Source organism: Microbacterium sp. PRC9, from assembly GCF_031844125.1.
Taxonomy (GTDB): Bacteria; Actinomycetota; Actinomycetes; order Actinomycetales; family Microbacteriaceae; genus Microbacterium.
The window spans coordinates 1-26,441 of sequence record NZ_JAUZUR010000002.1; the positions used below are offsets into that span (position 1 = coordinate 1).

Consider the following 26,441-nt stretch of genomic DNA (forward strand, 5'->3'; position numbering starts at 1 on the left):
GGGCGCTGGCCCCCCCACCCCTCCGCCGGCTACTGAAGATCAGCCCGCCGACTCGCGGATGGCCTCGTAGGCGTCGAGGTTCTCGCCGGTGTAGTGGTCCTTGAAGTAGTCCTCTGCCTGGCTGATGAAGGCGTCCATGTCGATGTCCTCGGTCTCGATCACCGTGAAGTTGTCGTCCGCACGGTACTCGTCGAGGATCTCCTCGGTCGCCTCCTCCACGCACTCGCGGTTCTCGGGGCGGATCTCGTGGATGGTCTTCTCGAGCAGCTCGGCCTGCTCGTCGCTCATCTTGTCGTAGGTCTTGTCGCTCACGAGGATCCAGTGGATGCCGACGTTGTGGTTGTTCAGGATGACCGTGTTGAGCACCTCGTCGTAGCTGGACGAGTGCGTCGCGACGATCGGGTTCTCCTGCCCGACGGCGATCCCCTGCTGGAGCGCGGAGTAGACCTCTTCGACGGCGACCGAGACCGGGTTGGTGACGCCGAGCGCCGCCGCGTTGGCGAGGAACTGCGGCGAGTTCGGGAACCGGATCGGCACGCCCTCGAGGTCGTCGGGGCTCTCGACCTCGACATCCTTCGTGGTGAACGTGCGGTTGCCGAAGAACCAGCCGTCGACGATGCCGACACCCGTCGCGTCGTGGAAGGACGTGAACAGGTCCTCCGAGCCTTCGTCGATCCACTGGAACGCGTGGTCGACGTCGTCGAAGGCATAGGCCGCGTCCACGACGCCGATCGGCTCGAACGTCGAGCTGAGCGCCGATGCTCCCTGGAGATCGATGTCGATGTCGCCGGCCTGCACGAGCGGGAACCGGTCCGCGTCGGGGCCGAGCTGGCTCGCCGGGTAGAGCTCGACGGTGAAGCCGACGTCGGCGCCCTCGAGCCGGTCCTTCAGGAGCTCGACTCCGCAGTAGTAGTTCGGAGTCTCCTCGTTCTGGCTGGTCGCGACAGTGAGCGTGACGGGTTCGTTCGCTGCCGCGGTCTCGGTGTTGCTGCCCTCGGGGGTGCCTCCGCCGGCGCAGCCGGCGACGACGAGAGCGGTTGCTGCGAGCGCAGACGCGGCGATCAGGCCGCGGCGCATCGAGCTGGCTGTGCTCATGGGACTCTCCTCTTGTTCTGCGCACGTCTTCGTGCAGGTTACGACGTGACGTTGATGGTCCTGGCGCGGCATCCGGGCGACGCATCCTCGCCCCAGGCGAGATCCTCATCGACCGCACTGCCCCGACACGACTCGGTGGCAGTGCCGACTCTGACCGACTTCGATCGGACCGCAAAGCGGTGTCCCGTCGAGTGGAACATGAGGCCGCTGTCCACCGCGCACGTGTGGTTCCCCGCTGAATGGGACGACTCCCGCGCCTCGCGGCAGCGTCAATTACGCTCGTCGCGCGAGCACAAGCAAGGAGGCCCCGGTGACCGCATCTGCCTTCCCACCCGTGCGAATCGGCATGGTCGGAGCCGGATTCATGGGACACCAGCACATCGACTTCATCCAGGCTGCGCCGGGAGCGGAGCTCGCGGCCGTCGCCGATCCTGTCGCGACGGCCGATTCCTTCGACTGCCCTTGGTACGCGACGACCTCCGACATGCTCCGCGCCGGAGATCTGGACGCGGTCATCATCGCGAATCCGAACGCGCTGCACGTCGATACGGCGGTCGAGTGCCTGGAAGCCGGGGTCGCAGTGCTCCTCGAGAAGCCGGTCGCCGTGGACTACGCCGAGTCCCGTCGGCTCGTCGATGCCGTCGCGCGTCTGGAGGGGCGCCTGCTCGTCGGGCATCACCGGCGCCACCACCCGGCCGTCGCCCGTGCGCGCGCCGCGATCGAAGGCGGCGAGCTCGGGCAGCTGGTCGCCGTCAGCGGACTGTGGTCGGCCCGTAAGGAGGACGAGTACTTCACCGACATCCCGTGGCACAGCCGCAAGGGCGCCGGGGTGACCCTCATCAACGTGGTGCACGACCTGGACCTGCTTCGGCACCTGTGCGGCGAGGTCGCCGAGGTTCAGGCGATGCAGAGCTCGCACGCTCGTGGCCTCGAGGTCGAGGACACCATCACCCTGAACCTCCGGTTCGAGAGCGGCGTCGTCGGCAGCTTCCTCGCCTCCGACGCCGGAGTCTCGCCGTGGGGCTGGGACCAGGCCACGGAGGAGACCCTCGCGTTCCCCTTCGTTCCCGACGGGGTCGCCTACCGCCTCGTCGGCACGGACGCGGCGCTGTCGGTGCCCAATCTGGCCAAGTACGCCTACGATCGCGCGGTGCCGGCGAACTGGCACTCGCCTCTGTCGCGCACGTACCTGCCCGTCGCGCCCCGCGGCTCGTTCCACGCCCAGCTCGATCACTTCATCGAGGTCGCACGCGGCGCCGCACAGTCCCTGGTGTCGGCCGAGGACGCCTCGCGGACGCTGGCGCTCGTCGAGGCTGCCGCGCTCGCCGCGCGTACCGGACAGACCGTCGATGTGGCGAGGTTCCGCGCCGATAGCCAAGGATCGGCGGAGTCGTAGTGGCACCCGCGGACAGTCCAGAGCCTGTGGCGACGCGAGGTCGCGGCAGCCGCTTCGATGCGATCGTCGTCGGAGGAGGGCTCGCCGGGATTGCCGCGGCCAGCCGTCTCGCCGAAAGCGGCCGGACGGTCGCCCTCATCGAGAAGCGCGAGCGGCTCGGCGGGAGCTCGGCGATGAGCGGCGGATGGTTCGCGTTGTCCGGCACTGCCCTGCAGCGGCGGGGAGGCATCGACGACTCCGATGCCGTCTTCCTCGCCGACATGATCCGGACCGGCGCCGGATTCGCCGACGAGAAGCTGCTTGCGGCGCTCGTGGCCCAGCAGGCGTCCGCGATCGCGGCCATCGACCGCGCGAACGCGTGGACGGACGAGCTCAAGGTCAGCGCCGGCATGACGATCCCCCGGGCGCACCTGGTCCGCATCCGCCAGCTGCTCGACCATCTCGAACGCGCGGCCGTCCGTGCGGGAGCCCGGATCTTCACCGGCTCGCCGGCCGACGGCATCGTCCTGGAGGGAACGCGTGTCAGCGGCATCCGTTCCGGAGGCGACCTGCTCACGGCGGAGGGCGGCGTGATCCTCACCACGGGCGGGTTCTCCCGCTCGCGCGAGCTGCTCGACCTGTTCGTCCCCGATCAGGCGGACGCGATGCCGTACGGCGGTGTCGGCAACACCGGGGACGGACTGCGCATGGCATGGATGCTGGGAGCCGGTCTCGCCGACATCGGCCATGTCTCGGGCACGTACGGCCAGCACGCCGACACGAGTGACGACGAGCACGAGCTGCTGACGGCGAACTATCTCGGCGCGATCATGGTGAACTCCGTGGGCGAGCGCTTCACGGACGAGTCGGAGTCGTACAAGATCCTCGGGTCGGCAGTGCTGAACCAGCCCGGCCGCATGGCCTTCCAGATCTTCGATGCCCGCGTGCGCGCGCTCTCCAGGCCCGGGGTGCCGCTGTCGGATATGGACCGCATCGAGGAACTCGGACACTTGGTGAGCGCGCCGACCATCGCCGAGCTCGCGCAGCGGATCGGGCTCTCTTCGGAGGCGCTCGAGGGCACGGTAAGGCGATACAACGAGATGGCCGCCGGCCGGGGCGAACACGAGCCGATCCGCACGGGGCTCGTGAACGGGATCGGGGCCCTCACGCCCCTGATGACAGGCCCCTTCTACGCGTATCCCGCGGTGACGGCGATGACCTCGACGTACGGCGGTCTCAGCGTCGGGCCCGACACCTCCGTGCGGCGCGTGGACGGGAGCCGGATTGAGGGCCTCTACGCCGCCGGCGAGGTGGTCGGCGGATTCCACGGCGCGTCGTACATGACGGGCACGGCGCTCACGAAGGCGCTCGTGTTCGGGTTCGAGGCGGCAGACGCGATCGCACGAGGCTGAGGCCGCCGCGTGTCGTCAGAGCTCTTCGTAGGTGTCGGAATCGCGGATGCCACGCTCTCCCTCGTCGTCCGGATCGAGGCCGTCCAGCTCTGCAAGGATCTCGGCAGGCAGCGGCGGCATCCGGATCGCGTCGAGATTCTCGCGCTGACGAGCCTCGGTCGCCGACTTCGCGACCGGCACGATTCCCTGCGCCCGGTGCCAACGCAGGACGATCTGGCCCGGCGTCGACGAGGTCGCCTCGGCAGCGCGCAGCACGACCGGATCCGACAGCAGCGGGCCGCCGCGCCCGAGCGGACTCCAGGACTGGGCGGCGACGCCCTTCTCGGCCAGAACGGCCCTGAGGGCGTGGCGCTGGATCTTCGGGTCGCATTCGAACTGGTCGACGGCGGGGGTGAGGCCGGTCTCGGCGGTGAGTCGCTCGATGTGCTGTGCCTGGAAGTTCGAGACGCCGATCGAGCGGATGAGCCCCTCCTCGGCGAGTGCGGCCATCTCGAGGAACGCCGCCGAGGCCTTCCCGAGCCGGGGGAGGGGCCAGTGGATGAGGTACAGATCGACGTAGTCGGTGCCCAGTGCGGCGAGGCTGCGCTCGAGGGCCTCGCGCGTCGCATCGGCCACCATGGCCGAGCCGCGCAGCTTCGTGGTGACGAACAGCTCCTCGCGGGGGACGCCGGACAAGCGGATGCCGCGGCCCACGGCATCCTCGTTCGCGTATTTCGCCGCGGTGTCGATGAGCCGATAGCCGACGCTGATGCCCGATTCGACGGCGCGTTCGGCATCCGCGCCGCGCAAAGGCCACGTGCCGAGCCCGATCGCGGGCATCTGGTGACCTGAGTTCAGCGTGACGGTCGGCGCGGACACGGGCTACTCCTGGTCGGCCGTGAGTCGGTCTGCGGCGCGGAGCGCCAGTTCATAGCCGTACACGCCGGCGCCGGCGATCACCACGCGTGCGACGTGGGAGATGATCGAGTTCTGGTGGAGGGCATCGCGAGCGTGGATGTTCGTGATGTGCACCTCGATGACGGGCGTCGACAGCATGTGGAGCGCGTCCAGCAGCGGCACGGAGTTGAAGCTGAAGCCGGCAGGGTTGATCACGATGATCGCCCCTTGGCGGAAGGCTTCGTGCACCCACTCGACGAGCTGGTGCTCGGCATTGGACTGCGCGAAGAAGAGCTCGAATCCGAGTTCGGCGGCCACGCGCTCGCAATCGGCGCGCACGTCGTCAAGGCTCGTCGTGCCATACAGTTCGGGTTCGCGCCGGCCGAGCATGTTGAGGTTCGAGCCGTTCAGCACGAAGAGCTTCCGCGTCACGGGCGGGCTCCTTTCAGGGGCAGGTGAATTCCTCTGGGGTTCGCGCGGCACGCCGCGCGAACCCCAGAGCCGGGGGCTACAGCAAACCGAGCAGTGATGGCAGGAACGTGACGATCACGGGGAACAGTGTGAGCAGCAGCAGCACCGTACCGAGCGGGATCAGGAACGGCAGGATGCCTCGGAAGAGCTCTCCCATTGGTCTGCGCGTGATGGATCCGACCACGAACAGCACGGCTCCCACTGGTGGCGTCAGCGACCCGATCATCAGGTTGAGGATCATGATGACGCCGAGCTGGACCGGGTCGATGCCGAACTGCGCGACGATCGGCATCAGGATCGGCACGAGCACGAGGATCACCGGCGGCGCCTCGAGCGGGATGCCGAGCAGGATGAGCAGCACGTTCAGCATCAGCAGGAAGACCACCGGGTTGTCGGTGAACCCGGTGAGCCACTCACCGAGCGCGCGCGACACCTGCTCGCGGGCGAGCACCTGGCCCATGAGGTTGGAGGCCCCCAGGATCAGGAGGATGCCGCCGGCGATGACGACGGTCTCCTTGGCCGACTTCCAGAACACCTTCCAGGTGAGCGTGCGGTAGATCACCCCGAGGAGCAGCATGTAGACAGCCGCGATGCCCGCGCTCTCGGTCGCCGTGAAGAGACCGCTGAAGATGCCGCCCAGGATGATGACGGGCAGCAGTGCAGGGCCGATGACGCGCACGGCCGCCTTGCCGAGCATCCCGCCGTCGAAGGGCCGGCTGTGGGCGACATCGGGATGCCGGCGCACCCAGATGAAGATGTACAGCGCGAGCCCGACCGCCATGAGCATGGCGGGGATGATCGATCCCGCGAACAGTGCACCGGTCGAGATCGAGGCGGTCGCCGCGAAGAGGACCGCGGGGATGCTCGGAGGCATGACCGTGCTCATCAGCGAGCCGGCCGCGGTGAGGCCCGACGAGAAGCCGTAGGGGTAGCCCGCCTTGAGCATCTGCGGGATCTGCACCTTGCTCGTGGAGGCCGCGTCCGCAAGGGCGGAGCCGCTGATCCACGAGAACCCGATCGCCGTGCCGAGGTTGACGTAGGCGAGGTTGCCCGGAAGACGGGGGAGCAGGGCCCGTGCGAGATCGTAGAGCCTCGTGGCGATGCCGAGGTTGTTGGCGATGGTGCCGACGAAGATGAACAGCGGGACGGCCAGCAGCGGGAAGCTGTTGATGCCGTTGACGATCGACGAGATCGCGTAGCCCGCCGACAGTCCGTGGCTGTAGAAGTACAGCATGCTGGACGCGATCATCGCGAAGGCGACGGGCACCCGCAGCAGCAGGAAGACGACGAAAAGCAGGATGTAGAGCCAGAGGTCCATGCGGGTCAGCCCTCCATCTCGCCGATGTCGAGCTTGCGCTCGGGGCGGTGCGCATACGGGATCTTGAACGAGGAGTGGATCGCCGCCGAGACGAAGCCGACCAGCGCGAAGATGTACAGCACGCCGAGAGGCACGTGCATCGCGGCGCTGAGCCGGCCCCACTCGGTGTCGATCTTCACCCAGGCCTCATATGCCAGGGCGAGGCTGGTGATGACCATGATCACCGCGGAGATGACGCGCAGCGCGACGAACAGACGGGTTCCGGCGAGCATCTCGTCGAAGATCTCGAGCACGATGTGGCCGTTGCGCCCCACGAGGTAGCCGGTGGTGATGAACGTCAGTGCGATCATCGACAGCAGTGCGAGCTCGCCCGCGCCGACCCAGCTGATCGTCGGGAAGTAGCGGCCGAGCACCTGGTACATCACGCCGAAGACGATGAAGGCGAACAGGGTGACACCGATCGTGATCTCGATCCCGGAGAGGATCCGGATGAAGACGGGGTCGGCAGGTACGCCCTGGTTGAGCTTGGGCTCGGTGTAGAAGGTTCTCGTGGGCGGGTAGATGGATTCGCCGACGCCTTCTTCGTGAGCGGCGACGGCAGCCGCTTCGGGCTCGGTCTCGGGACCCTCCTCGGGCCCGGGCTCCCGGCCCTCCTCGGGCTCGCGCCCGGGTTCCTTGTCGCTCATGGCGCGACCGCCATGGTGTCAGGGTGCATTGCCAACCTCTCTGTCGATGCGGGGCGAGCGTGCGCACGCGCACCGCTGCCCCTGAGACTCTGGTCTGCCGGTCGATCCGGGCAAAGCCGAGTTTCGCCGAATGGGACACCTCCGTACAGACCGATCCGCCCCCGTCGCGAGCGACGGAGGCGGATCGGCGTCCGGCGGGACGACCTACTTGACGACGGTCACCGTGGCGGTCGAGGAGAGCTGCTCCTGGACACCAGCCGGGTTGAGCACGTTGACCCTCACCGTGAGGGACGCTTCACCCGCCGGCACGTTGTTGTCGACCTCGGCGGCGTCGAACTGGACGATCACCTTGTTCTTGTTGGCCGTGACCTTCGACGCGTCGATGAGCGTTCTCGTGAGAGGCGTCACCAGGACGGCGCCGCTGTCGTAGGTGTAGCCGGCCGGCAGGGCGAACTGTGCCGTGACCTTGCCGTTCACGCCGGTGAACAGTCCGGTGCCCGAACCGAGCTCGAGCTTGCCCGGAGTGAACGTCAGCGCGCCCGGCTGGTCCTGCGGGGTGAGGTATACCTCGATCTTGCCGGTCGGTCGCGGGTCGGTGCAGTCGTTGAAGAAGTACTCACCGGCACGGTCGAACGTGTGCTGGTAGGTCTCTCCCGGCTTCAGCTTGACGTTGAACTCCCCCTCGAAGAACTGCGTTGCACAGTGGTCCTTCAGGTTGGGGAAGTTCGGGAACGTCTCGGCACCCGGATTGCGGAACGTCACGGTCGTGCCGACGGGAACCCGCAGGTGCGTGGGCTGCATGCCGTTCTGCGACACGCTGTCGCGCGAGGCAGCGTCGTCTGCCGTGCGACTGCTCCGCGCGAGGAGCACGGTGTTGCCCACCGTCGATCCCTCGACGGCCGTGCCGCCGACGGGGCGACGGATCGTCAGGGGAGCCGTGTCGGGCCCCTCCTGGCTGCCCGACTCTGTCTTGTAGCCGCCGCCGAGCTTGAACGACCACAGCGAGTCGCCCTGCGTCACCGACCCGCCGTACGGGTTCGTAGATCCGGCCGCGATCACGGCGACGTACTGCTCGCCGTCCACCTCGTACGTGACCGGAGCACCCGCGATGCCGGACCCCGTCTGGAACTGCCACAGCACGTCGCCGGTGGCCGCGTCCATCGCCAGCACGCGACCGTCGATCTGACCGACGAAGAGCAGATCGGATGCCGTGGTCAGGGGTCCCTGACCGTGCGACATGTCGGTGCCCAGGTGGTTGCGCCACACGACCTCGCCGGTCGACGCGTCGTAGGCCAGGATGCCGCCGGTCTGGTACTGGCCGATGGCACGCAGGCCGTTCGCCGCGGCACCGTCGTAGTGCGCGACCGGGTTGGTGCCGTACGGGAAGTAGACCAGGTTGGTGCTCTGGCTGTACGAGTTGTTCGACCAGTCGCCGCCGCCGTTCTGGCTCGTCGTCGACAGGATGGGCGCCTCGAACTGCGGGTCGTACAGGCAGCCCTCGCGGTGTCCCGACGAGCCCGCCGGGTATGTGAGGTACGGCTCGTCGACCGAGACGTAGCTGTCCGGGTTGAACACGAGGTTGCCGTCTGCGTCCGCCTGATAGCCGTTGTAGTTCGGCACGCCGCGCCACGGGTTCCCGGGGATGTTGTCAGCGTCGAGCTTCTCCCACACCACGCAGTCCGGCAGCAGGCGGGTCTGCGGCATGGGCTGGGTCGCCGTGTTGTGCTGGCGCGCGTCCGTCGGGACCGGCTGCTCGGTCACGGGGAGCACCGGCTTGCCGTTGGTGCGGTCGATCACGAACTGGTGGCCTGACTTGCTGCCGTAGAAGGCGACCTTGCGCTCCTCGCCGTCGACCTCGATGTCAGCGAGGGTCGGCGGGTGGACATTGTCCATGTCCCACACGTCGTGGTGGATGGACTGGAAGTGCCACTTGAACTTGCCGGTCTTGGCGTCGACGGCGACCAGCGTGTCGGAGAACAGGTTGTCACCGGGGCGACCCGAGGCATTCTGCGACGACGTGCAGCTGCGCGCGTTGCCGAAGGTCATGATGTAGTAGCCGAGCTCGGTGTCGACGGCGCCGTGCATCCAGGAGGTCGCACCGCCCTCCTCGGCGCAGTCGGTGCCGTCGGCCTGCACAGGGCCCCACGTGGCCGACGCGTCGAACGTGACGCCGTCGAGCCCGGTGAAGAGCTCGCCGCGCTTCGGTCCGCCGAAGAAGTGCCAGAGGTAGTGGCCGTCGCTCGCGTCGAGCGCGACCACTGCCCCGCGGTCGCCGTCGGCCGCGTGCGCGTAGACGATCCCGTCGTTGTACACGGTCGCGACCTTGCCGACACGGCCCAGGTCCTCGCCGTTCGCTCCCTTCGGCTGCACCGCCCAGACTTCTTTGCCCGTCGCCTGGTCGAGGGCGACGACGCGGCTGCCGCCGGCGAGGGTGAAGATCTTGCCGTCACCCGCCGAGACGCCGCGGCGCGTGGTCGACGTTCCGTAGGCGGGCTTGTCCCACTTCCAGATCGCGTTCCCCGTCACGCCGTCGACGGCGATGACGCCGCCGCTCGGCGTGTCGAGGTAGATGACGCCGTCCACGACGATCGGCGTCGTCTGCTGACCGACGTTGGTCGATGCCGGCGCGACGGCCGAAAGGTGCGTGCGCCAAGCGGGCGCGAGGTCCTTCAGGTTCTGCTTCGTGATGTCCGTCAGACCTGAGTAGTGCTGATTGCCGAGGTTGCCGCCGACGGTGGGCATGTCGGCGCCGGTCGGCTCCAGGCCGGTCAGACCGGCCGGTGGAACCGGCTCGGCGGTCTTCGCCAGGCCGTACGCGGGTGAGGCGGCGACGGCGAGCGCCAGCGCCAGTGCGCCGATTCCCGCCGCGCCCAACCTCGTGGTCAGTCGTTTGCGCATCCCTTGCTCCTTGATCATCGTCGATCTGACGGCGGTGAGCTCATGCCCCACCGCCGCCGATGTGGGGAAGCCGCCTCAGTGTGCCGATACTGGGGGATCGGCGGCACGGGCCGGCGCTCGGACGCTAACTGCGCGGAGCGAGAGGGGCAACCGTGCGGCCCATCGAGTGGTACAACTCGCGCCGCCGCGTGGGGGCGCGAACCAATCGCCTCGTTGCTTCCTGCCCAGTGGGACAACCTTTGTTCCGCGCGACGACGCCTGCCTAGCATTTCGCCGTCGGCATCGTTTGCCCACGGACGGAGTTGTCATGGCCGAATCAGCACCCAAGTCCCTGTCGCCTGAGCAGGAGCAGGAACTCGACGAGGTGTTCGCGCGCGCACGGGCGGCGCTCGCGATCATCGAGACATACGACCAGGCCCGCGTCGATCGCCTCATCCAGGCGGTCGCCTGGGCGGTCGCCAACAGATCGTCCTTCCACCGCCTCGTGGAGATGGGCATCGAGGAGTCCGGTCTCGGCGATTTCGGTAGCCGGATGAACAAGCGGATGAAGATCCGCGGCGTGCTCCGCGACGCGCTGCGCAGTCCCTCGGTCGGCATCATCGACGAGGACGCCGAGAAGGGCCTCGTCAAGTACGGCAAGCCGGTGGGGATCATCGGCTGTGTCGTCCCGACGACCAACCCCGATCTGACCCCTGCGGGCAACGCCATCTACGCGATCAAGGCACGCGACGTGGTGGTCTTCTCGCCGCATCCGCGCTCGAAGAACACCACCTTCGAGACCGTGAGGCTCATGCGCGAGGCGCTCGAGGCCGAGGGTGCTCCCGCTGACATCCTGCAGTGCATCACGCTGCCGAGCCTGGCGGCATCGCAGGAGATCATGCGCCGCTCCGACCTCGTCATCGCCACCGGCGGCCAGGGGCTCGTTCGCGCGGCGTACAGCTCGGGAACGCCCGCGTACGGCGTCGGCGCCGGCAACGCGACCGAGTTCGTCGACGAGACCGCCGACCTCCAGGAGACGGCGCGCAACTGCATGCTCTCCAAGACCTCGGACTTCGGCTCGGGGTGCTCGGCGGACGGCAACGTCCTCGTCCCGGCGGCCCGCTACGCCGACATGCTCGAGGCGCTCCAGGCCGAGGGCGGACATCTCGCGACGACCGGGCAGCGCGAAGCCCTCGAGTCCGTCATGTGGGATGACGAGGGCCACCGCCTGGCCGACACCGTCGCCATCTCGCCGCAGCAGCTCGCCCGCGCCGCGGGCTTCGACATCCCCGAGGACCGGCGTTTCATCGTGGTCGAGGGCGACGGCATCGGCGAGGACAAGCAGTTCTGCAAGGAGAAGCTCACGACCCTGATGGCGGTTCACGCCTACGAGGGCAGCTTCGAGGACGGGGTCGAGGTCGCCAAGCATCTCTACGACATCGGCGGCAAGGGCCACTCGTGCGGCATCGCGTCGACCGATGAGGCGCACATCGACTACTTCGCGCGCCACATGCCGGTCTCGCGCATCATGGTGCGCCAGCCGAACTCGAAGGCGAACGCGGGCGCGTTCACCAACGGCATGCCCATGACGTCGTCGATGGGCTGCGGCACGTGGGGCGGCAACATCACGTCCGAGAACGTGTCGCTGCGCCACTATCTCAACACCACCTGGGTCTCGCGCACCATCGCCGAGGACCGGCCGTCCGACGAGGAGCTCTTCGGAGACTTCTACGACGCCGTCCTCGAGTCGGCGGACGCCGTGCCGGTCGTTTCATGAGCACGCCGTCGCCCGCCGCGCCGGATGGCGCACCGACCGCCGGGAAGTCGCCGGAGGAGCTCGTCGACGAAGCGCGGCGCTGGTGGCAGACCGACATCATCGACATCCATCCGGGTGAGATCGCCCTGAGGGGCTACCCGATCCAGGACCTGATCGGGAACGTCGGATTCGTCGACACCATCTGGCTCATGCTGCGCGGTGAGCTTCCGACGCACGCTGAGACGGCGCTCCTCGAGGCCGCTCTCGTCGCCTCCGTCGACCACGGTCCGCAGGCGCCCTCGATCGCCATCGCGCGGATGGCCACGACCTGTGGGGCGCCGGTCAACGGCGCGATGGCGTCGGCGATCAACGTCCTCGACGACATCCACGGCGGACCGGGGCAGCAGTGCATGGAGCTGTACCTCGAGATCGACGCCGAGCTCGAGCGCCTGGGCGACCTCGAGGAGGCGACCCGAGTGGTGCTGCAGCGCCATCGTGACGAGGGCGTGAAGTACGTGCCCGGCTTCGGGCACCGGTTCCACCCGCTCGACCCGCGCACCCCTCGGCTGCTTTCGCTCGTCGATGAGGCAACCGCCGACGGCACGGTGAACGGCCGATTCGCGCGGATCGGACGCGCCGTGGAGGACGCCATCAGCGAGGGCAAGCCGCGACGCATCCCCATGAACGTGGATGGCGTCACGGCGGTGATCTACTGCGAGCTCGGTTTCACGCCGGAGATGGGACGGGGCGTCTTCATCCTCGCCCGCTCCGTGGGCATCCTGTCCCACGCCGTCGAGCAGATGACGCAAGGGGGCCGCATCAAGGGCCCGATCCCCAAATCCATCGGATACACCTACACGGGGCCGGCACGCCGGTCCGTCCCGGTCAGCGACGACCAGACAAGGAGAACGTCATGAAGGACCTCGTGTCCAATCAGATCGTCCGCTATCTCGAAGAGCGCGCCGTCGCGCACGTCTTCGGGCTCTGCGGGCACACGAACATCGCGCTGCTGGCGGCACTGGAGAAGAGCGAGCAGATCTCCTTCGTGAATGTGCGGCACGAGCAGATCGCGGCGCACGCCGCCGACGGCTACGCCCGCGCGAAGAAGGAGACCGCGGTCGTGCTGACCCACCTCGGTCCCGGTCTCACCAACGCAGCCACGGGTGTGGCCAACGCCGCACTGGACTCGATCCCGATGGTCGTCATCGCCGGTGACGTGCCGACCCACTACTTCGGCAAGCACCCGCACCAGGAGATCAACCTCCACGCCGACGCAGCTCAGTACGAGATCTACCGTCCGTTCGTCAAGCGGGCGTGGCGCGTCGACCAGCCCCACCTGATCGCCGAGGTTCTCGACAAGGCGTTCACCCTGGCCGCGAGCGGTCGCCCGGGTCCCGTCCTTGTGGACGTGCCGATGGACGTCTTCTCGGCCGAGGTCGACGTCGCGCTGTTCGACAAGGTGATCGGCAACACCCGCTCGCTCGCGAAGCCCAGCATCGACGAAGCCGTCGCAGAACAGATCGTGAAGAACCTGCTGGACGCCGAGCGCCCCGTGCTCTACGTGGGTGGCGGCGTCGTCGCCGCCGACGCGGCGACGGAGCTCGCCGAGTTCGCGGAGCTGCTCTCGCTCCCCGTGGCGCACAGCCTCATGGGCAAGGGCGCCGTGCCCGACGACAGCCCGCTCGTGCTGGGCATGACGGGATTCTGGGGGACGGCGTTCACCAACGAGACGACGCGCACCGCCGATTGGATCCTTGCCCTCGGCACGCGGTTCGCGGAGGCCGACTCGAGCTCGTGGTACACGGAGTACACCTTCGACATTCCGGGCACGAAGCTCATGCAGGTCGACATCGACGCCGCCGAGCTCGGGCGCAACTACCCGCTGGAGGTCGGCGCGCTCGCCGATCTGAAGTCCGCTCTCACCGTGCTCCTCCGTGTCGCACGCCGCCTCGCGCCCGAGGGCGTCGGTCGGGACGAGCTGCGGGCTCAGATCGCCGCGAACCGGGCGACGCTGAAGCTCCAGAACGCGCAGGCGCAGGCATCCGATGACTGGCCGATGCGCCCCGAGCGCATCCTCTCCGAGACGCGGGAGGTGCTGCCGGCGGATGCCATCATCACCACCGACGTGGGGTGGAACAAGAACGGGGTGGGTCAGCAGTTCGACATCCTCACACCCGGCACGTTCCTCACGCCGGGCGGGTTCGCGACGATGGGCTTCGGCGGACCGGCCGCGGTCGGTGCCAAGATCGCGCGGCCCGACCGCGTGGTCGTCTCGCTCGTCGGCGACGGGGGCTTCGGCCAGAACCCCGCGGTGCTGGCGACGGCGCGGGAGCAGAACGTCCCCGTCGTCTGGGTCGTCATGAACAACAACGCGTTCGGGACCATCGCCGGCCTGGAGAAGGCCGCCTTCGACACCACTTACGGAACGGTGTTCGGGACCGCCGACGACCCGATGTACACCGATTTCGCCGCGATCGCCCGGGCTTACGGGGTCACCGGCATCAAGGTGGAGTCCGCGGCGGAGTTCAAGCCGGCTCTCGAACGGGCGATCGCGCTCGACGCGCCCGTGGTCATCGACGTCTCGATGGTCAACGTCCCCACGCCCACCACGGGCCACTGGAACATCCTCGACATCTACTCGCCCGACGAGAAGATCGAGCACGTCGCGACGCACTGACCCGCGTCGTCGCCTCGAAACAACACTCCACGTCAGGTCGTCCACCGATGAACGTCGCATTCGGAACGCGGAACTTACTCATCTCGACGGTGTGTCTGTCCGGCACCCTGGAGGACAAGCTGCGCGCCGCCGCCGCCGCCGGCTTCGCCGGCGTCGAGCTGCTCGAGTACGACCTCGTCATGTCGCCCTGGTCGCCAGGCCGGGTCTCCGCAGAGGCTGCGGAGCTCGGCCTGGCCGTGGGTGTGTATCAGCCGCTTCACGTCGAGGCAGTACGGCCGGAGATGTTCGAGGCGCGCCTGCGGCACGCGGAGCGCAAGTTCGACGTGCTGGCCGATCTGGGTGCGCAGGTGCTCGTGTGCTGCTCGGCGCGCACCGCTGACGGCGTCGATGACGACGGCCTCGCCGCGCACCAGCTGCGCGCCCTGGCCGACCGTGCGGCGCGGCGCGGCGTGAGGCTGGCGTTCGAAGCGGTGCCGTGGGGCCGCATCCCGACCCATCGCCACGCATGGCGCTTGGTCGAGGAGATCGATCACCCGGCCCTCGGCCTGTGCCTCGACAGTTTCCATGTGCTGTCAGCCGCGCACGACCCGGAGGCGATCGCCGGCGTCGATGTCGACAAGATCTTCCACGTGCAGCTCGCGGACGCGCCTCAGCTGCATCTCGACACCCGGGACTGGAGCCTTCACCACCGGATGTTCCCGGGGCAGGGGTCACTCGACGTGGCGGGGTTCGTCGACCGCATCGTGTCGAAGGGCTACACCGGGCTGTTCGCGCTCGAGGTCTTCAACGACGTCTACCAGCAGGAGGACCCTCGGCACGCGGCGATCGACGCCATGCGGTCGGTGCGGCTCCTCGCCGAGAGCCTCGACGGGCGGGCGCCGGATTCGCGAACTGTCGACGGCATCGCCGACTCCTCGCCGGCCGGCGGGCTGCCGCCCGCACCTGCGCTGGCCGGCTTCGCGTTCGCCGAGCTCGCCGCGGACGAGGTCTCGGCGCCCCTCGTCTCACGCGCGCTGACGGCGCTCGGCTTCGTTCACACAGGGGAGCATCGGTCAAAGCCAGTGCAGTTGTGGGAGCAGGGGGACGCTCGCGTCCTGCTAAACATGGCTCCCGAGCGATCCATCGCTCCCGCCACCGCATCCATCTGTGCGCTCGCTGTCGAGAGCTCCGATGCCGACGCGTCGATGCGACGTGCGCAACGGCTGCTCGCACCGCGCCTGGCGCGTCCGCGCGGGCCCGGCGAAACCGACCTGTCGTCGGTGGCCACCCCGGGCGGCACCGCGCTGTTCTTCTGCGACGACGGATCGGAGCATCCGTGGCTCGAAGACTTCCTCCCGACCGGCGAGGGCGTCGCGTCTGCATCGCTGCTCTCGACGATCGACCATGTGTCGATCACAGAGTCGATCGACGACTTCGATCAGTCTGCGCTCTTCTTCCGTGCCGTGCTCGGGCTCGTGCCAGAGGAGTCGACCGAGATCACAGCCCCGTTCGGCGTGATCCGCAGCTGGTCAGCGAGTCAGCCCGACGGACGCGTGCGCATCGCGCTGAGCACGACGCCGCTGCGACGCGGCGATTGGGCCCCGGGCATCTCGAGCCCGCAGCTCCTCGCCTTCGCGACCGACGATATCGTCGCCTCCGCCCGGGCGATGCGAGAGCGGGGGGCGCCCATCCTGCGCATCCCCGGCAACTACTACGACGACCTGGACGCCCGGCTCTCGCCGTCGACCGATTTCCTCTCGGTGCTCCGGGAGCACTCGATCCTCTACGACCGAGATGCGGACGGCGAGTTCCTGCACTTCTTCACGGAGATGCTGGGGTCGCGGGTGTTCTTCGCGGTCGTGCAGCGCATCGACGACTACCGGCGCTTCGGCGACCCGCAGAGCGTTCCCTTGCGCATGGCCGCGCATCGCCGCCAGCGCATGCGGATGCTGGCCGGCGCGCCGACCGAGGGATCCTCCGACGACCGGCACGACTACTCCCTCGCCCATCTGACCGCTCTCAGTCTGTCGCCGCCGGAGTTGGTCGACGCGGCCGCCGCAGCAGGGTATCGCTACGTCGGCCTGCGCATGACGAAGGTGACGCACTACCCGCTGGCCTATGATCCGGCGCTGATGCGGGCGACGAGAACGCATCTGGCGGCGACCGGCATCGAGGTCCTCGACATCGAGCTGGCGCGCTTCACATCCGGCGACAGTCCACGTGACTACCTGCGTTTCCTCGAGGCCGGCGCCGAACTCGGCGCGCGCCACGTCATCACTCAGCTGCCGGACTCCGACTTCGCTCGCAAGACGGATCGGTTCGCGGAACTCTGCCAACTGGCCGCGCCCCTCGGCTTGACGATCGATCTGGAGTTCCCATCGTGGACGGAGACGCCCAATCTCACCGAGGCGGTCCGTGTGCTCCGAGCCGCCGCCCAGCCGAACGCCGGGCTGCTCATCGACCTTCTCCATTTCGCCCGGTCGAGATCGAGCGTGGAGGAGCTCAGGGCGCTCCCGCCCGAGTGGTTCCACTACGCCCATGTGTGCGACGCTCCGGCGGAGATCCCCACGACTACGGCGGACTTGATCCACACCGCTCGCTTCGAACGACTCTTCCCCGGCGAAGGCGGGATCGACACGCACAGCATCCTCGATGCGCTGCCAGTCGGCATCCCCTACGCGCTCGAGATTCCTCGCGCGATGCTCGTGGCGCAGGTGGGCGCCAAGGAGCACGCGCGGCTCGCGATCGCCGCCGCACGTCGGCACCTGGACCAAGCCACCGTGCCAGCCTGAACTTCCTTGGGAGGCGGGATGGGTCAGGAGTCAGCCGCGACGGCCGTGCCGACAGGCAGGGCACAGACGCAGGATACGGACTCACGGCGGCCCGAAAGCGGCATAGGCTCGTCGGCATGAGCTGCCAACGCTAGCCCCATTCGGGGGCGGCGACGACGAAGGGGATACCCCTATGCGTGGCATGCTCTGCAACCTCCTGTTCCGCCTGTTCGGGCACCGCGTCTGCTGCGGCCGCATCCCGGCCTGGACGGCTCACGTCGGCCAGCGGTGGGACACCTACGATCAGGCGCCGCTGAACCTGTACAACATCATCTGGCGCGTGCAGAACTGGGTGCGGTCGGGCATGACCGACTAGGCCGACGACGCACGGCCCCCCTGCCGGGCGTGGGAGGCGGGCTCTGGTGCCGTTACGCGAACATCTGGCGCAGCATGTCGAGGTCGCCCGCTTCGAGCGCCTGCGCGATCGGGTCGGCCTCGGTCGGGTCCGGGCAGAGGGCGCCTGAGCTCGACACGCCGATCGAGACCGTCGACTACTCGTCCCTCACACTGTGCCGTCCGCGTCGACCGCGCGGGACTCACGTCGTCGGCGGACTGTTTCCACGATGGCCCATGCCAGCACGGCGACGGCGACCCCGAGGAAGATTCCGCCGATGACGTCGGTCAGCCAATGCGCGGCGAGGTAGGTGCGACTCCACGCCATCCAGAGGACCCACACCGCTCCGAGGGTCCACCAGAGCCAGTGCCGGAACAGCAGTCCCATCACCGTCGCGAGGGCGGCGGCGAACGCGACGTGCCCCGAGGGGTAGGACGTGGGGACGATCTCGGCGAGAGAGTCTTCGGGCCTGATTCGCGCGACGACGCGGGCGAGAGGGGCGGCGATCCCGATGCACAGCACCAGCGTCGCGGTGACGGTGAGGGCGGCCCACCACCAGCGCAGCACGAGGAGTGTGCCGACAACCACCACACCGGTGACCGCCGCCAGCACCGGCCCGCCGACGTGGGCGGGGATCCACGCCAGTACGAGGCCGGTATCGGTCCGGTTCGCCACCATCATGTCGTGCCACCACACGTCCACGGGAAACGGCTGGTCCCGGCGAACCGAGGTCACCAGCCACAGGAAGATGATCATGACGATGGCGGCGGCTGCGCCGACGATCAGCGGAACGAGGCGCGAGATGTCGGGCCGCTCGTGAGGAGGCTGCATGTCGCCATCCTGGCAGGGGCGCCGTTGTGACGAGGGACCCGAGCCGCGTAGGCACATTCCGCGCCGGGAAACCACCCTCTACCCCGCACAGGGCGGACTGGCTACGCTTCGGCCGTGAGCAAGAAGAACGCGAAGAAGTCGTCCGTGAAGCGCCTGAACAAGCGGCTGTACAAGGCGGAGCTGGAGCGGCTGCAGACCGAGCTGGTGGAGATGCAGCAGTGGGTGGCTTCCTCAGGGCAGCGCGTCCTCGTCCTCTTCGAGGGTCGCGACGCTGCGGGCAAGGGCGGCGCCATCAAACGTGTGATGGAGTACCTGAACCCGCGGCACGCGCGCGTGGTCGCATTGCCGAAGCCGTCCAAGAAGGAGCGCGGGCAGTGGTACTTCCAGCGCTACATCGAGCGCCTGCCCACCGCGGGGGAGATCGTGCTGATGGATCGCTCCTGGTACAACAGGGCCGGAGTCGAGCGTGTCATGGGTTACTGCACAGAGGACAAGTACCAGGAGTTCCTGCGCCAGGCTCCGATCGTGGAGAATCTGCTCATCGAAGACGGAATCATCCTGATCAAATACTGGTTCTCCGTCTCTGACGACGAACAGCAGGCGCGCTTCGCCTCCCGGGTCAGTGACCCGATGCGCCGATGGAAGCTGTCGCCGACAGACCTCGAGTCGATTCTTCGCTGGGAGGACTATTCCCGCGCGAAGGACGCTATGTTCGCTGCGACGGATACCCAAGGGTCGCCGTGGTGGACCGTCGAGAGCGACGACAAGAGGAGCGCTCGCCTGAACGTCATCAACCACCTGCTCAGCACCATCCCCCGCGGGCGGCTCGAACTGGACGAGGTGTCGATCCCCGATCGGCCGGATGGCGGCGACTACGAGCGTCCGCCCGCAGAGCAGTTCAACTATGTCCCTGACATCGCCGCTGACCTCAGCGCCGCGAAGTCGAAGAAGGCTGCCTGAGATGCGGGCGGCGATCGTCTGGAACCCGTCCAAGATCGACCAGGAGACCCTCGAAGCGGGGCTCGCGCAAGCCATGGAAGAGACCCCGATCGAGGACGTGCGGTGGTGGGAGACGACGGAGGAGGATCCCGGCCAGGGTGTTGCCGAGGCGGCCATTGCCGCGGGCGCGGAGCTGCTGATCGTGGCCGGTGGTGATGGCACCGTCCGGGCAGTCGCCGAGCATCTCGCGGGCACATCCGCCGACGTCGACATGGCGATCATCCCGCTCGGCACCGGCAATCTCTTCGCGCGCAACCTCGACATCCCCATCAACGACGTCCCGGCGGCATTCGAGCTCGCCCTGGCTGGTGAACCTCGACCGTTCGACGTGGGCTGGGTCGAGGTGGAGCGCGAGGGCGGCCCTGAGCGCCACGCGTTCGTCGTCATGGTGGGTTTCGGGCTGGACGCCCACATGCTCGCCGAGACCGACGACGACCTCAAGGACAAAGCGGGATGGCTCGCGTACGTCGAGTCGCTCGGACGGGCATGGTCGGCCAGCGACGTCATCCCGTTCACGATCACCACGGATGATGCGGCGGCGCAGAACCGGGAAGGTCATACCTTCCTGGTCGCCAATTGCGGCACGATCCAGGGCGGGATGCGGCTCGTCCCCGATGCGGACCCGTCCGACGGCGAGCTGGACTACCTCGTGCTGAGCGCGGAAGGGGTGGTGCAGTGGCTGGGCACGCTGAAGACGATGATGTGGGACAACGGGCTGAAGCGACTCGTCCAGACGTCCGACGAACTGACGAACACCGACTCGACCCAGCATGGCCGCGCCAGCAAGGTCGCCGTCACACTTCCTGAGGCGCACGCGTTCGAGATCGACGGCGAGGAGGTCGGCGACACTCGCGCATTCACCGTGACGATCCAGCCGTCCGCGCTCCGCGTGCGATCGCTGATCGCCGATACCCGCTAGGGTCGATGGGCGCTGCAGGGCCCGCAGCTGACCACCAGAGAGGGCACGATGTCGTCGACGTTCCGAATCGCAGGACTGCCCGAGCTCGAATGGACGCATGGCGCGTCCGCGGCGCGGTACGACGAACAGACCCGTGCCCTTGAGCTGACCTGTGCCGCCGGCGTCGACTGGACGAACGACGCGACCGGCGCACCGCCGCAGCACAAGGCATCCAGTCTCTCCTTCATCGCCCCGGCATCGCCGTTCACGGTGCAGGCGCGCGTCGAGGTGGTCGGCGAACGCACCACGTTCGACGCCGGCGCGCTGACGATCTGGCGCGACAGCGATCACTGGGCGAAGCTCTGCTTCGAGTTCTCACCGCAGGGCGAGGCGATGGTGGTCAGCGTGGTCACGCGCGGCCTGTCGGATGACGTGAACTCCGCGGTCGTCACGGACCGCGCGGTGTGGCTGAGGATCGCCTCCGTCGGCGGGGATGCGTGGGCGTTCCACGCCTCTCCGGACGGCGTCCGATGGGACTTCGTCCGGCTGTTCTCGCTCGCCGGCGGCGCCACGCCCGTCCGAGTCGGCTTCATGGCGCAGGCGCCGCTCGGCGACGCCTGCACCGCGGTGTTCGACCAGATCGATCTGCGCGCGACCCTCGTCCCGGATCTCCGCGACGGATCGTAGACGGATGCTGCGCCTATGAGCTGGCGCGCGTGCCGCCGCGTCGCGCGGCCAGGTACTCCGCGGGCATGCCCGGCCCGATGCGGATCGCGACCTCTTCCGCCGGCACGGAGCCGCACGCGTCGCACGTCGCCGTGGCGTGGATCTCGCTGTCGCACACCGAGTGGCGGTAGAGGATCGGCGGGTCGATCGGCGACGCCCACTCGTCGCCCCACTCCGTGAGGGCGATGAGGGAGACGGCCAGCGCCCGGCCCTTCGGCGTGAGCACGTAGTCGGCGGCGCCGTCCCGCTGCATGATGCCGGCGGCTACGAACGACTCCAGTCGCGAGGTGAGGACGTTCGTCGCGATGCCCAGATTGTGCTGGAAGTCGCCGAATCGCGTCACGCGTGCGAACAGGGCGTCGCGGATGATGAGCAGGCTCCAGCGTTCCCCCACCATCTCGAGGGAGCGTGCGATCGAGCACACCTGTGTGTCGTACGTCTTGCCGAGCATGCGTCGAATCTATCACTTGCATGATGCAAGCAGCAGCGCTAGGGTCGCTTGCATCACGCAAGTCATCGATCCGATCCGATCGGATCGCGAGCAAAGGAGCAGGAAGCATGACCGCGAGCTTCACCACGACGATCACCGTGAACGCCTCGGCGCAGGACGCGTTCGACGCAATCAACGACGTCTCGGGCTGGTGGGGCCGGACCACCGGTTCGACCACGGAGGTGGGCGGCGAGTTCGTCTACGTGGTCCCGGGCCTGCACTACAGCGGATTCCGGGTCACCGAGCTGGAGCCCGGCCGGCGCGTGGCGTGGCTGGTCACCGGCAGCCACCTCGACTTCGTGGCCGACAAGCAGGAGTGGAACGGCACGACCGTCCGCTTCGACATCCTCGAGGGCGAGGGTGCCACCCGCGTCGTCTTCACCCACGACGGCCTCACGGCCGACGACGACTGCTACGACATCTGCACCAACGCGTGGGGGATGTTCGTGAACGGCAGCCTCAAGGCGCGCATCGAGACGGGCGAAGGCGCGCCGTATGTCTTCGGCGGCGACGAGGAGCTGACCACTGAAGACCACGATGAACTGCACAGGCAGGTCGCGGCCGCCAGCGAGCGTGTCGGGGGTGCGGCTTAGAGTGCGCCCATGCCGGAGCGGGTGGAACTGTGGTGGGCGAGACGCCAGTTCTCGAAGGGCGTCGACGTGCCGTACCCGGTGGGCACCTACCGGACGCAGTGGGCGGCGTATCCCGCGCTCATCCGGCAGTACCACCCCGATCTGAACGCGGGCATCACCCTCACCCAGGTGCCGCCTGCCGCTGATGTGCTGCTGCTGTGGCAGTGCGAGGCCGGGCACACGTTCGCCGCGACTCCGTCGGAGCAGCGCGACCGGCCCGGCCGCGAGAGGCGCCGGTCGGCCTGGTGCCCGGAGTGCTCCGTGCTGGCCAGCCCGCCGCGCGTCGTCGCCCGGGCGCCCGGCGCGGAACGTGCACCGCGTCGCAAGTCCTCGCGCACGCTGTGCGCCAAGACACCGGAGCTTCCGGTGGGGGAGCCGTTCGTGAGCGTGTGCGCGCCGAAGCCGGCCTCGGCGGTCGAGGCGCGGATGCGTGCGGATGTCTTCGCGATGCTGGACGTCACGCCGGGCTTCACCGCGATCCGGACGCCGCGGCCCTTCTTCGATCACCTCGAGGTGTGGCCCGACATCCTCCTGCCGGAGCTCCGGATCGCGCTCGAGTACGACACCGTCGGCAAGCACGGCCTGGAGCACGTCGGCAAGCGTGAGGAGGCCGACCGGCGCAAGGACCGGGCCGTGCGGGCCGCGGGGTGGGAGATGGTCCGCGTGCGCACCGGCAAGCTGGAGCCGCTCGGTCCGCACGACATCGTGATGTCGGCGTGGACCACGCGCAGCCGAGAGACCCTCCTCGACGCGCTGCGCGGCATCCGCGGTGCGCTCTTCGTCGATGCCTACCTGAAGTGAGTCCGCGCGTGCGTCGCGCGCGTGTCGGAGGTCGTCGTTACGGTGGTGGGCGGAGGGGACATGAAGACGAAGAGACTCGCCCGCACCGCATCGCGTCTGCCGCGCCGGGGCCACGTTCTGGTGACCGTGTCGGTGGTCGACGAGAACGGGTTCACGTCCCAGTACGAGACCGTCGAGGTGCCCGTCGGCGCGCTGCGCGACGGCGTCGCCGCGATCCATCTCGCCGCGGTGGAGGCTGGGGCCGAGGCCGGCAGCCGCAGCGCGTAGCCCGAACGCATCCACTGTTGCACCGGAGCTTCTCGCGTCCTAGAATCGAACATAGATTCGATGAAGGAGGAGCATCATGCGGATGGTGGCACGTGAGGATGTTCAGGTCTGGTGCGAGCACGAGCGGCCGGTGCGACTCGTCGTCGACCATGAGCGGTGGCGGATCATCGACACCCCGACCCGCAGCGACGGCGGCCGGCTCTTCCAGAGCTGGCGGTTCACCGCGCGCAGCGACGTCGACCACCGCACGCGCGTGATGGACGTCGAAGAGGTCGACGGTCACTGGATGCTCGTCGCCGCGTGGGAGTGAGCTAAAGACATCCCGCAACGCGTCAGGCTGCCGAAAGCGAGAAGATCCGGCGAACTTCACTCCTCAGCCTGAGTCAACCCCCTTGAAACCTGAATCGTGCGTCAGGTAACGTCCCGCAGGGCGGTTCCCCCCGAGCCGCTACCGCGCTCTACAAGGAGGTACCAGCGCATGGCATCACCCCAGACACCCCCGGCCTCGATGAAGCAGTCGAGCCTGCGGCGGGTCGTCACGGCCTCGATGGCGGGCACCGTCGTCGAGTGGTACGAGTTCTTCCTCTACGCCACGGCCGCGACGCTCGTCTTCAACAAGATCATGTTCCCGCCGTCGGACGACCCGTACGCCCCCATCATCGCGGCGTTCGTCACCTACGCGGTCGGCTTCATCGCCCGGCCGCTCGGCGGCATCGTGTTCGGGCATTTCGGCGACAAGTACGGGCGCAAGAAACTGCTGCAGTTCGCGATCATCCTCGTCGGCGTGGCGACCTTCCTGATGGGATGCCTCCCCACGTTCGACATGATCGGCTACTGGGCGCCCGCGCTCCTGGTGGCGCTGCGCTTCGCGCAGGGCTTCGCCGTCGGCGGCGAGTGGGGTGGAGCGGTGCTGCTGGTCGCGGAGCACTCGCCGAACAAGACGCGCGGTTTCTGGGCATCGTGGCCGCAGGCCGCCGTGCCGATCGGAAACCTGGTCGCGACCGTCGTCCTGCTCGTGCTCAGCCGCACGCTGACCGAGGAGCAGTTCCTCGCGTGGGGCTGGCGCATCGGCTTCTGGCTGTCGGTCGTGATCGTGGCGATCGGCTACTACGTCCGCACGCGGGTCACCGACGCTCCGATCTTCCTCGAGGTCCAGAAGGAGGTCGAGCAGTCCAAGGCGCTGCGCTTCGGTGTGCTCGAGGTGGTCAAGCGCTACCCGCGCGGTGTGCTCACGGCGATGGGCCTCCGCTTCGCGGAGAACATCATGTACTACCTCGTCGTGACCTTCTCGATCACCTACCTGGCGGTGGCGCTCAAGGTCGACACAGCCGAGATCCTCGGTCTCCTGGTCATCGCGCACATCGTGCACATGATCGTCATCCCGCTCATCGGCGGGCTGACCGACAGGATCGGCCGCAAGCCCGTGTACCTCATCGGCACGCTCGGCGCGGCGGCCTGGGGCTTCGTCGCCTTCCCGATGTTCGACACGCGCAACCCGGTGATCATCGTCGCCGCGATCTGCCTCGGCCTGTTCATCCACGCCTTCATGTACGCGCCGCAGCCCGCGATCATGTCGGAGATGTTCCCGACGCGCATGCGGTACTCCGGCGTCTCGCTGGGCTACCAGGTGACGTCGATCGTCGCCGGCTCGCTGGCGCCGATCATCGCGACCGCACTCCTGGCCAGCACCGGCTCATACGTCCCGGTCGCCGTCTATCTCGCGATCGCCGCCGCGATCACGCTCATCGCGGTCATCTCGATGCGCGAGACGAAGGGATCGTCGCTGCACGAGATCGACCGTCTCGACGAGGAGAAGCTCGCCGCCGAGAAGGAGTCGGTCGGCGCGTGACTCCCACCCGGACCGCCTCGCCACGCTGTGGCGGGGCGGTCCGCCGTTTCCGCCGACAGTGTGGCGAGGCGTGGGTCCCTACGCGCCCTGCGGGCTGCGGCGCATGCCCGGCACGGTCTGCGGGCGCAGCACCATCGCGGTCGTGATCCCGAGCACCACGATGCCGATCGACTCGATGATCACGGTCTGGGGCACGAGCGTGAAGTCCCAGGTCTGGTGGATGCCGAACAGGCCCACGGTGAGGGCGAGGATGAGCGCCCCGAGCGTGGCGATGAGGAACAGCAGGCTCAGCACGGTCACGAGCTGCAGGAGCCGACCGCGCAGGAGCAGCATCCCCGCCGCCAGGACGAGCCCGGCCACGGCATTCAGGACGAACATCACCCCCAGCACGCCTCCGACGCCGTTCAGAGCGAGATAGAGATGGATGCCGCCCGTAGCGAGAAGGGCGATCGCGCTGAGGATGCGCATGGTCCAGAGCGCCCGCCCGCTGGATTCGGTCATGGTCCTACCTGCTCTCTTCCGGAGGCGAGGTCGACGCCTTCTCAAGGGAAACGAGCGGGGCGCCGGCAAGGTTCACACGCACGAGCCAGATCACATCGCGTCCGAAGGACTCGACGATCAGCAGCAGCGCCGCGACCGCGACGAGGACGTTCAGCGCCGGCGGCAGCAGCTGTGACGCGACGAGGGCGAGAGCAACGCCGCAGGCGGCCGTGACGACCTTTCGCCAGTATCGCGGTGGCAGCGTGTGGTTCATCCACGGCAGCACGAACCCCGCCACCACGAACGCGTACCTGAGCAGGCCGATCGTGAGCACCCACCAGCCGACGTATCGCACGTCGTACGCGCACAGCACCAGCAGCAGGAACGCGTCGACCTCCATGTCGAAGCGCGCACCCAGTTCGCTCTCGCTGCGGGTGCGGCGCGCCACGTAGCCGTCGACGCCGTCGAGGGCGAGCGCCACGGCGACGAGCGCGACGAGCAGAGCCGTCGGCACCGCGCTCGCGAAGGAGGCCGCCACCAGGGCGGTCACGAGTCCCACGAGCATGGACCGCGTCGCGGTGACCGCGTTGGCCGGGCCGAAGTGCTCGACCCCACCCCGGCGGATGCCCCTCATCAGGAGCGCCGTCGACACGATGAGGTATCCGACGCCTGCGGACCACGCCGCCGCGGGCAGCCGCACCGTCGTCCCGATCGCCGCCAGGCCGGCGATTCCGGCCGCGACCCACCACCAGGGCACCCACTGAACTTTTCCCATGCGCGC

The 26,441-nt window shown here is 68.3% G+C and carries 25 protein-coding genes; 15 read left to right on the forward strand and 10 right to left on the reverse strand.

The features are described from left to right. Positions 1–39: 39 nt before the first annotated feature. Positions 40–1,095, reverse strand: a complete 1,056-nt coding sequence (gene dctP / locus Q9R33_RS03520) for a TRAP transporter substrate-binding protein DctP (RefSeq protein WP_056368988.1) — start codon at positions 1,093–1,095, stop codon at positions 40–42. Positions 1,096–1,405: 310 nt separating this feature from the next. Here dctP and Q9R33_RS03525 point away from each other — a divergent pair, with 310 nt between their 5' ends. Beyond that, on the forward strand, positions 1,406–2,491 hold the full coding sequence (locus tag Q9R33_RS03525; RefSeq protein WP_311292888.1) for a Gfo/Idh/MocA family oxidoreductase: 1,086 nt from the start codon (positions 1,406–1,408) through the stop codon (positions 2,489–2,491). Between the two features lie 26 nt (positions 2,492–2,517). Beyond that, positions 2,518–3,882, forward strand: coding sequence for an FAD-dependent oxidoreductase (locus tag Q9R33_RS03530; protein WP_311292889.1), 1,365 nt, complete (start codon positions 2,518–2,520; stop codon positions 3,880–3,882). 15 nt (positions 3,883–3,897) lie between these two features. On the opposite strand, the gene Q9R33_RS03535 is transcribed toward Q9R33_RS03530, so the two are convergent. The 5 genes from Q9R33_RS03535 to Q9R33_RS03555 form a co-directional block, all read right to left on the reverse strand. Further along, the gene (locus tag Q9R33_RS03535) at positions 3,898–4,740 is read right to left on the reverse strand and encodes an aldo/keto reductase (protein WP_311292890.1); all 843 of its coding nucleotides are present in this window, start codon (positions 4,738–4,740) and stop codon (positions 3,898–3,900) included. A gap of 3 nt (positions 4,741–4,743) precedes the next feature. Further along, positions 4,744–5,190, reverse strand: coding sequence for a type II 3-dehydroquinate dehydratase (locus Q9R33_RS03540; RefSeq protein WP_056368992.1), 447 nt, complete (start codon positions 5,188–5,190; stop codon positions 4,744–4,746). 76 nt (positions 5,191–5,266) lie between these two features. Beyond that, on the reverse strand, positions 5,267–6,547 hold the full coding sequence (locus Q9R33_RS03545) for a TRAP transporter large permease (protein WP_056368993.1): 1,281 nt from the start codon (positions 6,545–6,547) through the stop codon (positions 5,267–5,269). 5 nt (positions 6,548–6,552) lie between these two features. Then, positions 6,553–7,233 carry a TRAP transporter small permease gene (locus Q9R33_RS03550; RefSeq protein WP_311292891.1) on the reverse strand — a complete coding sequence of 227 codons (681 nt, stop codon included), beginning with the start codon at positions 7,231–7,233 and terminating at the stop codon, positions 6,553–6,555. Between the two features lie 204 nt (positions 7,234–7,437). Then, entirely contained in the window at positions 7,438–10,131 is a 2,694-nt protein-coding gene (locus Q9R33_RS03555; protein WP_310245068.1) for a PQQ-binding-like beta-propeller repeat protein, read from the reverse strand. Between the two features lie 307 nt (positions 10,132–10,438). On the opposite strand from Q9R33_RS03555, the gene Q9R33_RS03560 reads away from it, so the two are divergent. The 5 genes from Q9R33_RS03560 (at position 10,439) to Q9R33_RS03580 (ending at position 17,669) form a co-directional block, all read left to right on the forward strand. Further along, positions 10,439–11,887, forward strand: coding sequence for an aldehyde dehydrogenase family protein (locus Q9R33_RS03560; RefSeq protein ID WP_311292892.1), 1,449 nt, complete (start codon positions 10,439–10,441; stop codon positions 11,885–11,887). Continuing rightward, entirely contained in the window at positions 11,884–12,783 is a 900-nt protein-coding gene (locus Q9R33_RS03565) for a citryl-CoA lyase (protein ID WP_310245069.1), read from the forward strand. The genes Q9R33_RS03560 and Q9R33_RS03565 overlap by 4 nt, the downstream gene beginning before the upstream one ends. Beyond that, positions 12,780–14,543, forward strand: coding sequence for a thiamine pyrophosphate-binding protein (locus Q9R33_RS03570; RefSeq protein ID WP_311292893.1), 1,764 nt, complete (start codon positions 12,780–12,782; stop codon positions 14,541–14,543). The genes Q9R33_RS03565 and Q9R33_RS03570 overlap by 4 nt, the downstream gene beginning before the upstream one ends. Positions 14,544–14,632: 89 nt before the next feature. Further along, positions 14,633–17,314: a TIM barrel protein gene (locus tag Q9R33_RS03575; protein WP_311292894.1), complete on the forward strand. Its 2,682-nt coding sequence runs from the start codon at positions 14,633–14,635 to the stop codon at positions 17,312–17,314. A gap of 172 nt (positions 17,315–17,486) precedes the next feature. Continuing rightward, on the forward strand, positions 17,487–17,669 hold the full coding sequence (locus Q9R33_RS03580) for a hypothetical protein (protein WP_310245072.1): 183 nt from the start codon (positions 17,487–17,489) through the stop codon (positions 17,667–17,669). Positions 17,670–17,855: 186 nt separating this feature from the next. On the opposite strand, the gene Q9R33_RS03585 is transcribed toward Q9R33_RS03580, so the two are convergent. Further along, positions 17,856–18,518 carry a phosphatase PAP2 family protein gene (locus Q9R33_RS03585; protein WP_056369004.1) on the reverse strand — a complete coding sequence of 221 codons (663 nt, stop codon included), beginning with the start codon at positions 18,516–18,518 and terminating at the stop codon, positions 17,856–17,858. 153 nt (positions 18,519–18,671) lie between these two features. Here Q9R33_RS03585 and ppk2 point away from each other — a divergent pair, with 153 nt between their 5' ends. Genes ppk2 through Q9R33_RS03600 form a run of 3 tightly spaced genes read left to right on the forward strand, consistent with a single transcriptional unit; the run spans position 18,672 to position 21,102 of the window. Continuing rightward, complete coding sequence (ppk2, locus tag Q9R33_RS03590) at positions 18,672–19,478, forward strand: polyphosphate kinase 2 (protein ID WP_311293250.1); 807 nt, start codon at positions 18,672–18,674, stop codon at positions 19,476–19,478. A gap of 1 nt (position 19,479) precedes the next feature. Beyond that, entirely contained in the window at positions 19,480–20,436 is a 957-nt protein-coding gene (locus tag Q9R33_RS03595) for a diacylglycerol kinase family protein (protein ID WP_311292895.1), read from the forward strand. Positions 20,437–20,484: 48 nt separating this feature from the next. Then, a complete protein-coding gene (locus Q9R33_RS03600; RefSeq protein ID WP_311292896.1) occupies positions 20,485–21,102 on the forward strand; it encodes a DUF1349 domain-containing protein in 618 nt (205 codons plus the stop codon). Positions 21,103–21,115: 13 nt separating this feature from the next. On the opposite strand, the gene Q9R33_RS03605 is transcribed toward Q9R33_RS03600, so the two are convergent. After that, a complete protein-coding gene (locus Q9R33_RS03605) occupies positions 21,116–21,592 on the reverse strand; it encodes a helix-turn-helix domain-containing protein (RefSeq protein ID WP_311292897.1) in 477 nt (158 codons plus the stop codon). A 107-nt stretch (positions 21,593–21,699) separates the two neighbouring features. Here Q9R33_RS03605 and Q9R33_RS03610 point away from each other — a divergent pair, with 107 nt between their 5' ends. The 5 genes from Q9R33_RS03610 (at position 21,700) to Q9R33_RS03630 (ending at position 25,180) form a co-directional block, all read left to right on the forward strand. Next, entirely contained in the window at positions 21,700–22,224 is a 525-nt protein-coding gene (locus Q9R33_RS03610; protein ID WP_162239859.1) for an SRPBCC domain-containing protein, read from the forward strand. A 9-nt stretch (positions 22,225–22,233) separates the two neighbouring features. Further along, positions 22,234–23,064 (forward strand): zinc-ribbon domain-containing protein, encoded by an 831-nt coding sequence (locus tag Q9R33_RS03615; protein ID WP_311292898.1) that lies wholly within the window; start codon positions 22,234–22,236, stop codon positions 23,062–23,064. A 60-nt stretch (positions 23,065–23,124) separates the two neighbouring features. Beyond that, the gene (locus Q9R33_RS03620; RefSeq protein WP_311292899.1) at positions 23,125–23,331 is read left to right on the forward strand and encodes a hypothetical protein; all 207 of its coding nucleotides are present in this window, start codon (positions 23,125–23,127) and stop codon (positions 23,329–23,331) included. Positions 23,332–23,413: 82 nt separating this feature from the next. Continuing rightward, positions 23,414–23,641 (forward strand): hypothetical protein, encoded by a 228-nt coding sequence (locus Q9R33_RS03625; protein WP_056369015.1) that lies wholly within the window; start codon positions 23,414–23,416, stop codon positions 23,639–23,641. A gap of 168 nt (positions 23,642–23,809) precedes the next feature. Continuing rightward, entirely contained in the window at positions 23,810–25,180 is a 1,371-nt protein-coding gene (locus tag Q9R33_RS03630; RefSeq protein WP_311292900.1) for an MFS transporter, read from the forward strand. Between the two features lie 78 nt (positions 25,181–25,258). On the opposite strand, the gene Q9R33_RS03635 is transcribed toward Q9R33_RS03630, so the two are convergent. Both Q9R33_RS03635 and Q9R33_RS03640 read right to left on the reverse strand, forming a co-directional pair. Continuing rightward, positions 25,259–25,681 (reverse strand): hypothetical protein, encoded by a 423-nt coding sequence (locus Q9R33_RS03635; protein WP_056369020.1) that lies wholly within the window; start codon positions 25,679–25,681, stop codon positions 25,259–25,261. A gap of 4 nt (positions 25,682–25,685) precedes the next feature. Continuing rightward, on the reverse strand, positions 25,686–26,435 hold the full coding sequence (locus Q9R33_RS03640; protein WP_311292901.1) for a CDP-alcohol phosphatidyltransferase family protein: 750 nt from the start codon (positions 26,433–26,435) through the stop codon (positions 25,686–25,688). Between the last annotated feature and the right edge of the window lie 6 nt (positions 26,436–26,441).